We start from the raw sequence: 12,564 nt of genomic DNA, 5'->3' as shown, positions 1-12,564 counted from the left end.
TGGTCAGGCCGCGCGGGGCGCGATCTCCGCTATCGCGCCACGCCCGCGCGGCCTTCGCTACGTCGTCACGTCAGCGCAGGCGCAGGATCGCGAGCACCACGCCGCACAGGATTCCCAGCACGAAGATCACCGTGCCGAGCAGCGCGAGGCGTGACGTGCGCTGGTCGCCCTCACGCTTCACCGGCACCGCGCTCACCCATGCCTCGCTCTGCTCCTGCTCTTGCTCGGCGGCGGCCAGCTTCGCCGCCCAGCCGGCCATCGCCACACGCACATGCTGCAACCTCGGGTCGTCCGCCCACGGCGCCCTCATCCCCTGCACCTCACGGAACAGCACCGACCCGCGTGCCTGCGCGTGCCCGAGCCTCCGGAGCTGCTCGTTGCGCGCTTCCGGCGTCGTCATGCCCCAGATCGGATCGACCCACGGCGGCAGCGGCCCCGGCGGTTTCCTCGGTGAGCTCATCACTTCATCCCTCCACACGGCGCTTGCGCCGCAAAATCCCAGCAACTCCCCTCGTTTCCCGACGCGCCCGCGCTCTCCGGCGCTCCTCCGGGCCCGGCGGCGCCGCCGAGCCCCGCGGTGCCGGCCGTGTACTGCACGACCGGCGCTTCGCTCGGCGCCACCGCATACGCAATGCCTACGGCGTAGCCGCCTCGCCCGCCACCTCCGGCCCCCCCGGGGCCTCCAGCACCACCCTTTCCGCCGTCGCAACCCGATTTGGAAGGCGCCGTTCCCGAAGCCAGTCCACCCGCGGCGCCATTGCCGCCGGCAGCGCCGCTTTGCCCCGCAGCCCCATCGCCTCCCTTCCCGCCCTGGCCCACCGCGATCGTCACCCCGGTCAGCGTCAGCCGGTTGCCCAGGCTCACGATCCCGATGCTCGATCCACCTGCCTGGCCTCCTCCGCCTCCCTTGCCGCCGCAGCCGCCCGCGCCGCCGCCTCCGCCGCTCGCCCCGGCGCCCTCGATCGGCACCATGGCCGCGTCCAAGCAGAACAGCCCCGCCTTCGCACCGCCGCCTCCGCCACCGCCTTGACCGCGCGTGCCGGTTGTGCCTCGGCCGCCATCGCCGCCGGCGATCCCGCCGAGCTCCAGCGTCGCTCCGGTCCCGCCGGTGCCGGGAACGCCGGCGGCCCCGCTCTTTCCGTTCGCGCCTTGCTCACACTCCAGGTCGGCCGTTTCACCAATCCCTCCAAGTCCTCGCCCCGTCGGATTCTCCTCCGGCACCGGCTCGCCATCCGCCCCCGCCTGTCCGTTGCCCTCGTTCATCCCGACGAGCCCGCCCGTCCCGCCGAGCCCGCCGGCCGTCTCGCCGTCCTCGCAGCTCGTCACGGCCCCGGCCCCGCCCAGCACCGTCTCCTCCGCCGCGCACGCCGCCGACACCTCTGCCGGCGCTGCCGCTCCTGCCATCGGCGCCTCGCTCGGCGTCGTTCCTCTCGCCCCCTCCATCCCGGTGCCCGCGGTCACCTCCACCGCCACGAGCTCCGCCTCCACGTCCGCCACCGCCACCCCGATCGACGACCCGCCTGGCTGCGTCGCGTCCGCCGCCCGGATCGCGAACCCCTCCACCCGCGCCCCGTCCGCGCCTTCCCCGATCGTCAGCGCCACCGTGTCCGCAGGCCCCTCGATCCCGCTCTTGCTCCCCTCCTCCAGCGTCCACCCCGCGCACGCGAACCCCCCGATCACCTCGATCCCGGCCTCGATCCTCACGCTCTCCTCGAACGCCTCCCCCGCCTCCGCGCACGCGTACACCCGCTTCCCTTCCGCGCCCGCCTTCTCGATCGCCTCCTGCAGCGACCCGTACGGCCTCTCCCTCGTCCCCTCGCCCTCTCCCGTCCCTTTCGCGCCTGCCCTCGCGAACACCCCGCACGTCTCGCTCACCGCGCTCGCGTCCTCGCGCGGATCCCCCTCGCACGGCCCCGGCGGCTCCCCGCCCCCGCCGCTTCCGACGCCGCCGCTGCCGTCGCACGCCGCGCCCGGGAACACCGCGCAGTCGTTGAAGTCCACGCCGAACACGCACCCTGTGCCGGGCACCATCGCCGCCCCGGCGGCGATCGCCGTGATGCCCATCAGCCCGCGCCAGTGCCGCATGCGTCGATCCTCCTCGCGCCTTCCTTCGTTCCTCACCACGTCCCCCGGATCACGAGCGCGCCGCCGCGGGCGGTCACGACGGGCGCCGCTGCAACGCCCGGTCGCGACGCGCTGCCGCCCCAGATCGCATAGGCCCCGGTCGCGAGCCCCACGGCCCCGGCGCCCACGAAGGTCCACAGCGCGGCGTTCTTCAGGTCCGCCGCGTCCTCCAGCGTGTCGCGCAGCGCCCCGCACCCCGGCGCCTCCCCCGCGCACGCCGCCGGGCCGCCGGCCTCCACGAGCACCTGCCGCTGCACGTCCGCGTCCCGGTCCCGGCCGCCCGCGAGCACCGCCAGCACGACCCCCGCGACCACGCCCGCGCCGGCGGCCACGCCGCCCGCGACGAGCACCTCCGAGCGCGGCCCGCCCGTGTCCGCCTCGGCACGCACCGGCACCAGCGCCGGCGCCTCGACGCGCGGCGGCGGCGCCGGCGGCGCCGGTGGATCCAGCGGCGGCAGCAGGGCGAGGCTCGCGGTGTTCGTCGCGCCGGCGGGCACGTCCAGCGTCACCCGCGCCGGCTCGTGCCCCGCGAGCCGCGCCTCCACCACGATCGTCCCGGGCTGGACGAACACCTCGTGCCGGAACGGCGTGCGCCCGATCGACTTCCCGTCGAAGAAGACCTCGGCCCCGTCCACGTTCGCCCGGACGACGATCGATCCCACCTCCTTGCGCACGGCGCGGAACTGCGCCCGGATCTGCTCGTGCTGCGCCGAGCTGCCCGTCGCCGGATAGCTACGCAGGCAGAACGCGAGGTGCTCCGCCGCCTCGATCTTCATCCCGCGCTGGAGCTCGGTGTTGGCGAGGTTCGCCGCGATGTCGTAGCTCTGCTTCAGCGACCACGCGGTCCGGTACGCCTCGTACGCGGCGTCGAGCTTCCCGAGCCGGTACAGCTCCTTGCCGCGCAGGAACGCCGCGTCCGCGTCGCGGGACGCTTGCGACGCCGGCGCCCCCGCCGGCGCCCCTTGCGCGCCCGCCGGCGCCCCCTGCGCGCCCGCTTCCGCGCCCGCCGGCGCTCCCGGGGCGCTCACCGGCGCTCCCGGCGCTCCCGCCGGCGCTCCCTGCGCGCTCGCCGCGCGGGGCGCCGCGACCACGGCCCCCGCGACCAGCACCAGCCAGCCCGCCGCGCGGGCCCTCCTCGCTCTCGCCTTCATGTCAGAACACCTCCGGTGGCAGGGAACCCGGACTCGCGCTGCTCTCCGGCGGCGGCGGCGCCCCTGCGGGCGCGGAGCTTACTCCGCTCGCCGTGGGATGGGGCGCCGCGACGCGGCCCGGCCGGCGAGGCGCGGAGGCGTCCGCCGTTCCCTTCGGGACCGCCGACGCCGCTGGCGGCGCCGCGCTCGCCGACGCCGCCGCGCTCGCCGGCGCCGCCACGCTCGCCGACGCCGCCGCCCGCGAAGGCCCGCCCCGGCTCCCGCTCCCCGCCGCTGCCGGCGCGGGCTCCGCGCCCCGGCTCCCGCTCCCCGCCGCCGCCGGCGCGGGCTCCGCGCCCGCCGCCGTCAACACGCCGCTCGCCCTTGGCGCCGGGGCGGGCTCCGCGCCGGCCGTCGTACCCTTGCCCGCCGGCGCCGCGCGCGACGGCGTCGGCGCGGGCGCCGCCGCGCCGCCGCGCCCCGCGGGCCACAGCGCGACCGCGCCGCCGATCCCCAGCAGGGCGGCCGCGAGCAGGACGATCACGCGCCGCCGCAGCGCGCGCGGCGGCGCCTCTGCCGCGCCGCCCGGCGCCGCCGCGCCGCCCGGCGCCGCCGCGCCGCTCGCCGGGGCGGCCACGCGCCGGGGCGCCTTGCGCCCGGCCCCGCGAAACCAGCGCCGCGCGACCGGATAGAATGGATCGCCGCCCTGCCCGTCGTGCCGGAGGTCCTCGATCAGCTTGTCGAGCCTTGGATCGTCGCCGGGCTTCACCACCGGTCGCTTCGGGTCGTCCCTACGCATCGCTCGTCCTTGTTCCACGCTCATTCGCGCGGAGGCATCTCCGTCACCCCGCCCTCGAGGAGCGCCGCCGCCAGGCGGTCGAGCAGCGCGTCGTGGCGGCGCCGCGCCGTGGACAGCGAGACGCCGAGCCCCGCCGCCACCGCGTGCATCGGCAGCCCCTCCACGTACCGCAGCGCATACAGCCGGCGATCCGCCTCGCCCAGCGCGGCGTACGCCCCGCGGACGAGCTCGATCGCGCGGCGCCGGTCCTCCACGTCGGCCGCCGCGTCGTCGAGGGTGTCGCCGGCCTCGACCACCCCGAGCGCCATCGCCCCCACGAGGCGCCTCGCGTAGTCCGCGAGCCGGGCGCCGTTCGTCGCCTCGTCGTCCCAGATCACGTCGAACCGGTCGGACGTCTCCGCGACGAACGAGCGCGCTGCCCAGCTCGCCGCGCGCTGCAGCCGGCGCTGTTGCCGCTCCCGCCGCAGGCAATCGAGGATCTCGCCGTCGATGAACCCGTACGCGTAGGTCGTGAACCGGACCCCGAGCGCGGGGTCGAACCGCGAGGCCGCCACCACCGCCCCGTAGTGCCCCCACGCGAGGAGCTCCTCCTTTTGCTCGGGCCGCGCATACGGCGCGCGCTGCTCCACCCTGGCCCGGACGAGGCCGATGACGTCCTTGACCAGGGCCTGCTGCTCGGGGTTGAGCGGATCCGGAGGCACCACGCGGAGCCGGCTCATCCCGCGCTCCCGCCGCGACGCCGCCCCTTGCCCGGTCGGCCGCGGCGCTCCACCGCCTCCTCCTCGGCGCCGGGCGCGCCGCCCCGCGCGAGCTCGTGGCTCTCGTCGGGCGGCGGTCGCCGCTGCATCGCCTGGAGCAGCGCGACCGGGTAGGGGTGCGCCGACATGAGCACCAGCGCCTCCTCGCGCATGTGCTCGATGAGCTCCGGCGACAGCTTGCCGCGGTACGGCGCGAGCGCGCGCTCCACCGCCTCCACCAGCACGGGATCGAATTCGCGCAACATCGTGGTCATCTCCGCCTCGCTTGGAACCCTCCAGGGTGGGGCTCGCCTCTCCGCCGGGACGCCCGGTCCCAGGTCCTCGCATCTCCAGTTCGCCCTCTCGTCCAGTTATCCAGGGATCCCCACGGGGCGGCTCACGAGCGCCGGGGAGCGCCGGGCGAGGGCGCCGCCTTCGCGGCGTTTCCGGTCGAGCACCCTCCCGGCCAGGTCGCTACTCCAGGAATTCGTCATAGAAATTGGGGTGCTGATAGGCCGGCTTGCGCTTCGGCTTCGGCCTCGGCCTGAGGGCCGGCGGCGCGGCGCTCGACGCCGCCGGCGCGGGATCTCGCGCGGGCGCCGCGGCCAGCCCGCCCTCGCTCCGCCGAGCTCCGCCGTCGCTCTCCGCGGGGACTGCCCCCGGTGGCCCCTCGGCGCCCGCGCTCGCGCTCACGGAGGGCACCGGCGCGGGACGGGCTGTGCTCGGGCTCTCCGCCGTCCCCGTCGCCACGAGCGGCTCGAGCGTCGCGGCCTCCGCGGCGCTGACGGGCAGCGGTCCTTGCGCCGACGTCGAGGTCGGCGCGCCGGCCCCCCTCGCCCCGCTCGCCGGCGGGACGCCCTGGAGCCGGAGGATCACGTCGATGGCCAGCAAGCTCAGCACCGCCCCCAGCGCGAACCCGAGCACCAGCGCGGGCGGCGTGACGTGCGCCCGCAGCCACGCATCGACCGCGCCGAGCGGGCGCGCCGCCGCCGCGGGCACTGCGGCCGGCGGCGTGCCCGCGCGAACGCCCCCGGCGGCTGTCGCCGCCCGGGGCAGCGGCACCGTGTGCTCCACCGGGACCCACACCGGCCCGGCCTGCTCCGGCGGCGGGTCCAGCGCGCGCTGCGCGAGCGCCGCGACGCAGCTCGGATCCCGCTGGCGCTCCGGCAGGCGCTCGGTCATGGCCCAGCCGACGCCGGTCTCCCGCGGCGCGGTCTCACCGCCGGCCTGCTGACCGGACGGCGCCGCCCGTGTCCCCGCTCCTCCCCCCGGCCCGGCCGCCGCCGCGGCCGGGTCGTCGGCGCGCACGGCCGCCTCAGCGCGCTCCGGCGCCGCCGGCCCCGTGGCCGCAGCGCGCTCCGGCGCCGCCGGCCCTGTGGCCACGACGATCGCCTCGTTGCCCCACCGCAGCACCTCCGAGATCCCCGGCTCGCCCGGGTTCGTGTCGCGCGCCCCCGGCGCGTCGCGGGTGGCGAGGAACGCGTCCCACAGCGCCTCGGCGAACGCCCGCCCGTCCCGGTGCCGCTCGCGCGGGACCTTGGCGATGGCCCGCGCGATCACGTCCGAGATCGGCTCAGGCACGCCGATCCGCAAGAGCGGCGGCGGCACGTCGTTCAGGTGCCTGGCGAACAGGGCGTCGATCCGACCCGTGGCACGGGCGTCGCCGAACGGGTGGAACCCGGCGATGGCCTCGTAGGCCACCAGCCCGAGCGCGTACACGTCGGTCGCCGACGTCGGCACCTCGTCCCGGATCTGCTCCGGCGCCATGTAGAGCGGCGACCCGTGGGTCTGCGCGTCCAGCGTGTCCGGGGTGCCGGCGAGCCGCGCGAGCCCGAAGTCGAGCAGCTTCACGTCGCGCGGCTCCCGCAGGACGAACAGGTTCTCCGGCTTGATGTCGCGGTGGACGCCGCCGAACGCGTGCAGGTGGCCGGCGCCGAGCGCGGCGGCGCGCAGCGTGGCGCACGCGAGCGCGAGGGAGAGCGCCCCGCGGCGCTCGAGCTCCTGGCGGAGCGTCATGCCCTCGAGCAGCTCCATCCGGTACCAGGCGATGTTCCCGCCGGCGAGGCCGACCTCCTGGACCTGGACCACGTTCGGGTGCCGCATCCGCGCGAGCACGTCTCCCTCCCGCAGCAGCCGGCGGCGCTGGCCCGGGTCGTCGAGGAACTCGGATCGCACGACCTTGAGCGCCCAGGTCCGGCCTTTCTCCGTGACGGCGTACACCGCCCCCATGCCGCCCTGGCCGAGGAGCCGATCGACACGGAATCGCCGCAGGAACCAGGTGCCTGGCTTGAGGAGCGGGAGACCGGTCCGGTGGGCCGTCGGCGGAGGCGCCTCGCGGCCGCGCCTGCCGGCGGCCTCGTCGTTCTCGTCCTCTGGCCTCCGCTTCACCCGTCCACCTCCGCACCGCGCCCCCGACGCCCGGGACCTCGCCCGGGCGCAGCGCTCCACACACGCCTCACGCCGCCCCGCGTCGCTTTCGTGCTGGTTATCCGCGGGTGACTTCCAATGTGTTCACAGCGCTGGCTGGAACGCCCGGCGCACGCCGCGCGCTTCATTGCTTCGATCGCGGGGGGGGTAGGGAGCATGAGGCTCATGGTCTTCCGCCGCCCCGCGACGGAATCAACGAGAGGTGTTCCCCTCATGGCCAAACGTTCTGCTCCGCTCAAGAAAAATCCAGCTCCCAAGAAGCCCGCGGCGCCGCCTCAGGCGGCAGCGGCATTCGACAGGGTCCTTCCCGAGATCGACGCGATGAGCACGGACGCGCTCATTCCCATCAACCTCGATATCCCCCGTGCGGTCTCCCAGGTGCTCGGGGTGCTGCCCGGCCTGCTCGCGTTGCGCCCCACCATCGCCGAACGCCTGCCGACGCATGATGTCGGGGTGCTCGACCGGCTGGAGACCTATGCGCTCGCTGCCTGGTATGCGCATCTGCTGTGGCTGTCCAGCGGAGGCGCGGAGAACGCGCTGAAGCCGCTCCTCGGCGAGGCGGTCCCGCTCCGCGAGAACCTCCTGAGCGACGCCGGGGCCCTGGCCCGCCGCGGCCTCCTCGACGCAGACGCTGTCGCGGAGGTCCGCGCGGGACACGGTCACATGGACACGGCCAACGACCTCGTCGCGCTCTCCGCGCTGTTCAGCGCGAGCTGGCCCGAGATCGCCAGCAAGACCGCGGCGACCGAGGACGAGGTGAAGCGCGCGGGCGAGCTGGGGCCGCTGCTCCTCGCCGCCCTCGGCGTGCGGGAGCACGGCGCTGCCCCCCTTCCAACCGACGCCACGGACAAGAGAGCGCGCGCGTTCAGCCTGTTCGTGCGCGCTTACGATCAGACCCGCCGCGCCGTCGCCTACCTTCGCTGGGATGAGGGGGACGCCGACGAGATCGCGCCGTCCCTCTACAAGGGCCGTCGAGGCCGCGGGGCCTCGTCGAGCGACACGGACGAGCAGGAGGCCGCGCCGCCAGCGCAGCCTGGCGGCGCGGCCGGGTCGGCGCCGGCTGGCACAGCGGTGCCTGCGCCGGCTGGCACAGCGGTGCCTGCGCCGGCTGGCACAGCGGTGCCTGCGCCGGCTGGCACAGCGGTGCCTGCGCCGGCCAGCACGGCGGCCCCTGCGCCGAACGGCGCGCCACCGAACGGCGCGCCACCGAACGGCGCGCCACCGGCGAGGTGAAACGCACGCTCATGGGGCTCCCCCGCTCCCTGGAACGGCGGTGAATGGGGGCACCTGCGCCGGCGCGGTCGACCTCGGCGCCGGCCGCGCCAGCCCTGAACGGTGGGGCACCGCAGCTTGACAGCACACGCGACCTCACGCGACCTTCACACACCGTGGGGAAGGTCACCGCGCTGGGGATGGATACGGTCCACGAGGGCTCCGGCCATCAGATGACCGGGATGGCCGTGAGCGTGTGCACCACGCCCGCGGCGCCGAGCCCCGTCCCGATCCCCTACCCCACGATGGGCACGGTGGCCGAAGGGGTCGTCGATCCCCCGATGCGCACGAAGATCGAAGGAAAGAAGATCCTGACGGTCGGCGGGTGCATGAAGGCGTGTCACGGCAACGAGCCGGGCACGCTGAAGGAGACATTGAGCCTCAACACGGGCGATCCGTGCTTCCCGTGGCTCGGCGCGCCGAACGTGTTCAAGGAGCGCGCCGCGGCGCTCGGGCCGGGGTGGGCCTTTACTTACGATCAATGGATCGAAGAGGGCGAGCAGGTCCTCGCGCTGCGCGACGGCGAGGGGCGATGGATCTGGTTCGAGAAGGTGGAGCCCGGCGAGACGACGTTCCACCGGCGCGAGCGGCTGGAGCTCCATCGCGATAGCGCGCGGGAGTACCGGGTGGTGGAGCTCGAGTCGCGGCAAGAGCGGGTGTTCGCGGCGGAAGGCGGGGCGAGGAGGGCGCTTCTGCGCGCGATCCGCGATGTGCACGGAAACGAGATCCGCCTGGACTACGAGGGGGAGCAGCTCGTCCGGATCGTCGACACGGCGGGGCGAGAGCTCAACAAGATCCGCGAGATCGACGCGCTCGGCAACGAGACGCGGTGGGAGGTCGAAGGCGACCTCGTCGTGCGGCAGATCGGCCCCGAAGGGCGGGTGACGCAGGTGATGCGCGACGCGCGCGGCGAGGTGAGCGCGGTGCTGCTGCCGACCGGCGAGGCATACTCGATCGCGCGCGACGGGCACGGGCGCGTCACGGGTATTTACGGGCATGACGGCCAGCTCTTCGGCTACGAGCACGACCCGCAGCACAACGTGATCGCCGAGACGGACGCGCGGGGCGCGCGGACGGTGTACACGCACGATGCGCTGGGCCGGCCGGTGACGACGACCGACGCGCTCGGGCGGACCACGCGCGTGACGTACGACCCGATGGGACGGCCGATCCGCGTGGAGCGGCCCGACGGGACGAGGACGTCCACGACTTACGATCGGATGGGCAACCCGGTGCGCCTGGTCGACGCGCTGGGACAGACGACGCAGCTCGCTTATCAGGGCACGGGCGTGCTGGCTCAGATCGCCGAGCCGGGCGGCGGCGTGTGGCGCTTCGAATATACCAAGAAGGAGCGACTGCACGTCATCATCAACCCCAAGGGCGAGAAATACGTCTTTCGTTATGACAGTGCGGGCCGGGTCGGCCAGGAGGACACGTTCGATGGCCGCAGGCTGCGGTATGGATACCGCAGCTCGGGGCGGCTCGGGCGCATCGAGCTCGCGGCGGACAAGACGTGGCGCAACCTGTTCTATGACCGCGCGGGGAACCTGATCGGCGACGAGACGCCGGACGGGGTGATCGGCTACGCGCGCGACCGGATGGGGCGGCTGGTCGGCGCCGTGCTCGAGGAGGCGAACGGGCAGCGCGTCGAGACGTGGTTCGAGCGCGACGCGTTCGGGCGCGTCGTCTGCGAGCGGCAGGGCGACAGGACGGTGCGGTACGCCCACGACGCGCGCGGACGACGCGTGGAGCGGGTGATGCCGAACGGCGCGACGACGCGGTATGCGTACGACGCGCTCGATGCGCTGATCGCGATCGAGCACGATGGGCACCGCTTGGGGGTCGAGCGCGACGTGCTCGGGCGGGAGATCCAGAGGACGAGCGGCGCGGTCGGCGAGACGGGCGAGGCCGCGATCGCGGTGCGCAGCGCCTATGATGCGATGGACCGGCTCATCGAGCAGCGCGCGACGGCGCCGGCGCCGGGGGTGCCCCAGGTGCTGATCGCGCGGCAGTGGCTCTACGACGCGCGAGGGCGCGTCGAGCGCATCGACGACGCGCGCTGGGGGGCGACGCAGTATCGCTACGATCGCGCCGACCGATTGCTGTCGGCGCAGCGCGGGAGCGTGCGCGAGGTGTTCAGCTACGATCCGGCTAGGTCGATCACGCGCATGCTTGAGGAGATCGCCGAGCGCGGTGGTGTTGGGCTGCTCGCGGAGGCCTCGTCGCAATCGTCGCAGGACTGGATGCAGCCGTCGTGGCAGATCGAGCGCGGCGGCGTGCTGCGCAAGACCGAAACGGCGGCCTACGAGGTCGATGCGCGCGGGCGGCGGACCGCCAAGGTCGAGCTCGCGCACTACCGCGCGAACCACCCGGACGGCGGGGCCGTGACGGAGCAAGACCTGACCCGGTATGCGTGGGACTGCCGCGACCGGCTGCGCGAGGTGCGCCTGCCCGATGGCACCCGGGTCGCGATGACCTATGACGCCTTCGGGCGGCGCGTGCGCAAGGAGGTGATCGGCACGGCCAGGGTGGGCCGGCCGCGCAGGGTGGATTTCGTGTGGGACGGGGACGTGCTCGCGGCCGACGTCGACAGCGAGCGGGGGGCGCGGACGTTCGTGCACGCGCCGGGGACGCTCGTGCCGCTGCTCCAGCAGCAAGACGGACGCGTGCTCACCTACGTCAACGACCACCTCGGCACGCCCAAAGAGCTGCTCGATCCACGGGGGCTCGTCGCCTGGGCAGCAGCGCACTCCGCGTGGGGCAAGATCACCGAGGTGTGGCGCGATCCGATCAGCGTGCTCAACCACAGGACCCCCGTGGAGTCGCCGTTCAGGCTGCTGGGGCAGTACGCCGACGACGAGACGGGACTCTGCTACACGCGCTTCCGGTTCTTCGATCCGGAGACGGGAGGATGGTGCACCCCGGATCCGCTGGGGCTCGCCGGCGGGCGCAACTTGTTCGCGTTCGACGGCGCTCCGAGCATCGATGTCGATCCGTTCGGTCTATCATCCTGCCTGAAACTGAACGTCCCCGTCGGCTCGGACAATATCGGTCGCGACATGAACCGAGAGGCGGTCGGGCACCTCGTCACGGCGCGGAACAACGGGGCGACCGCGCGGGAGATGGCGGATATGTACCAGGGCATGGTGAAGCAGATCCACGTTGCTGCGACCCAACACGGCCAGTCCTGGGGCGCAGCACGAATGGATTGCGTCGATGGCTCATTCGCTTTCAAAGGCGAGGGCGGTGGACGCGAGCTGGTGATCGCGCCGGACACGAAGATCCATGTCGGCCCGCCCGGGCTCATCAACACGGATCCCAGGCAAATCACCTTTGACCGGAGCGCATCACCGCCGCGGCTCCTCATGGGACCGCCCAACTTTCCTGGCCCGCCGGGGACAAGGACGGTCTGATCCCATGAGCGAGTCCGACGTCATCGTGCACGGCCAAGAGGCGTTTCAGCACCTCGACTCGATCCCCGACCGGTTCACACGAATGCTCACACATGAAGGCCTCATTGACCTGCTATCCTCGTACCGCCTGCTGCCCGGCGATTCGCCGCTGCACCTTGATATGCTCACATACACGCACTGCCTTGAGGCGATCTATGCCGACCGGGCGCGCATCGCAGCCATCGCGTCAGGCAGAGCGAAATCAATCGGCCCTGACGAACTCCGCGCGCACGCCACGGCAGCAGCAGCGACGGGCGCGATCAAGCGCGCAAGCGAGGCGCTCGCTCACTGCGAGGCGCTGCCGGACGGACCAGTACGAGAGCTCGAGCGCTTCGGGCTCGTAATATCGTCGCAAATCATCGCGGCGCGAGGATCACGCGCCCCCCCGGTCGACTTCTTCGTGCATGCGCGGTTGCTCGAGGCTTCCTTTCGGAAAACGCACTTCGTGCAGCACGTGGCCGAAGGCAAGGATCCCTCGCCCTTCATCTGAGGTCACGGAAGACAGGGTGACCGCGAGAGCGCCTGCAGACCGCGCTCGCGCCGACATCGGGGCAATCGAACGGCCGGCGGAGGAACGGCATGCCCTCAGAGGAGATGCAGAGCGTGCCGCGCTCGTGCGCATC

Annotated in this window: 10 protein-coding genes; 3 read left to right on the top strand and 7 right to left on the bottom strand. The window is 73.9% G+C overall.

Going from position 1 to position 12,564, the window contains the following annotated elements:
- Window positions 1-70: 70 nt before the first annotated feature.
- From WMF31_RS16475 to WMF31_RS16445, 7 genes are all read right to left on the bottom strand, one after another.
- On the bottom strand, window positions 71-460 hold the full coding sequence (locus WMF31_RS16475) for a hypothetical protein (RefSeq protein WP_436602853.1): 390 nt from the start codon (window positions 458-460) through the stop codon (window positions 71-73).
- Window positions 460-2,085 carry a hypothetical protein gene (locus WMF31_RS16470; protein ID WP_436602852.1) on the bottom strand — a complete coding sequence of 542 codons (1,626 nt, stop codon included), beginning with the start codon at window positions 2,083-2,085 and terminating at the stop codon, window positions 460-462. The genes WMF31_RS16475 and WMF31_RS16470 overlap by 1 nt, the downstream gene beginning before the upstream one ends.
- A gap of 32 nt (window positions 2,086-2,117) precedes the next feature.
- Window positions 2,118-3,275: a PEGA domain-containing protein gene (locus tag WMF31_RS16465; RefSeq protein ID WP_436602851.1), complete on the bottom strand. Its 1,158-nt coding sequence runs from the start codon at window positions 3,273-3,275 to the stop codon at window positions 2,118-2,120.
- 1 nt (window position 3,276) lies between these two features.
- A complete protein-coding gene (locus WMF31_RS16460; RefSeq protein ID WP_436602850.1) occupies window positions 3,277-4,053 on the bottom strand; it encodes a hypothetical protein in 777 nt (258 codons plus the stop codon).
- 20 nt (window positions 4,054-4,073) lie between these two features.
- A complete protein-coding gene (locus tag WMF31_RS16455; protein WP_436602849.1) occupies window positions 4,074-4,772 on the bottom strand; it encodes a sigma-70 family RNA polymerase sigma factor in 699 nt (232 codons plus the stop codon).
- Entirely contained in the window at window positions 4,769-5,056 is a 288-nt protein-coding gene (locus WMF31_RS16450; protein WP_436602848.1) for a hypothetical protein, read from the bottom strand. Before WMF31_RS16450 ends, WMF31_RS16455 begins: the two co-directional genes overlap by 4 nt.
- A 208-nt stretch (window positions 5,057-5,264) precedes the next feature.
- Window positions 5,265-7,178, bottom strand: coding sequence for a protein kinase domain-containing protein (locus WMF31_RS16445; protein WP_436602847.1), 1,914 nt, complete (start codon window positions 7,176-7,178; stop codon window positions 5,265-5,267).
- A gap of 252 nt (window positions 7,179-7,430) precedes the next feature.
- Between WMF31_RS16445 and WMF31_RS16440 the strand changes: the two genes are divergently transcribed.
- The 3 genes from WMF31_RS16440 to WMF31_RS16430 all read left to right on the top strand — a co-directional run bounded on the left by WMF31_RS16440 (window position 7,431) and on the right by WMF31_RS16430 (window position 12,431).
- Window positions 7,431-8,450, top strand: a complete 1,020-nt coding sequence (locus WMF31_RS16440) for a hypothetical protein (RefSeq protein WP_436602846.1) — start codon at window positions 7,431-7,433, stop codon at window positions 8,448-8,450.
- A 155-nt stretch (window positions 8,451-8,605) separates the two neighbouring features.
- A complete protein-coding gene (locus WMF31_RS16435) occupies window positions 8,606-11,902 on the top strand; it encodes a PAAR-like domain-containing protein (RefSeq protein ID WP_436602845.1) in 3,297 nt (1,098 codons plus the stop codon).
- 4 nt (window positions 11,903-11,906) lie between these two features.
- Entirely contained in the window at window positions 11,907-12,431 is a 525-nt protein-coding gene (locus tag WMF31_RS16430) for a hypothetical protein (RefSeq protein WP_436602844.1), read from the top strand.
- The last annotated feature ends 133 nt before the right edge of the window (window positions 12,432-12,564 follow it).

Origin of the sequence: Sorangium sp. So ce1036 (assembly GCF_051369805.1) — a bacterium.
GTDB classification, from domain to species: Bacteria; Myxococcota_A; Polyangia; order Polyangiales; family Polyangiaceae; genus Sorangium; species Sorangium cellulosum_F.
Note: the sequence above shows the minus strand (reverse complement) of the source record. Positions and strands in the feature narration are given on the sequence as shown.

Bases quoted from the DNA above. Each gene is read 5' to 3' on its own strand.
- WMF31_RS16475 (WP_436602853.1), bottom strand. From the start codon at position 460: ATGAGCTCACCGAGGAAACCGCCGGGGCCGCTGCCGCCGTGGGTCGAT.
- WMF31_RS16470 (WP_436602852.1), bottom strand. From the start codon at position 2,085: ATGCGGCACTGGCGCGGGCTGATGGGCATCACGGCGATCGCCGCCGGG.
- WMF31_RS16465 (WP_436602851.1), bottom strand. From the start codon at position 3,275: ATGAAGGCGAGAGCGAGGAGGGCCCGCGCGGCGGGCTGGCTGGTGCTG.
- WMF31_RS16460 (WP_436602850.1), bottom strand. From the start codon at position 4,053: ATGCGTAGGGACGACCCGAAGCGACCGGTGGTGAAGCCCGGCGACGAT.
- WMF31_RS16455 (WP_436602849.1), bottom strand. From the start codon at position 4,772: ATGAGCCGGCTCCGCGTGGTGCCTCCGGATCCGCTCAACCCCGAGCAG.
- WMF31_RS16450 (WP_436602848.1), bottom strand. From the start codon at position 5,056: ATGTTGCGCGAATTCGATCCCGTGCTGGTGGAGGCGGTGGAGCGCGCG.
- WMF31_RS16440 (WP_436602846.1), top strand. From the start codon at position 7,431: ATGGCCAAACGTTCTGCTCCGCTCAAGAAAAATCCAGCTCCCAAGAAG.
- WMF31_RS16430 (WP_436602844.1), top strand. From the start codon at position 11,907: ATGAGCGAGTCCGACGTCATCGTGCACGGCCAAGAGGCGTTTCAGCAC.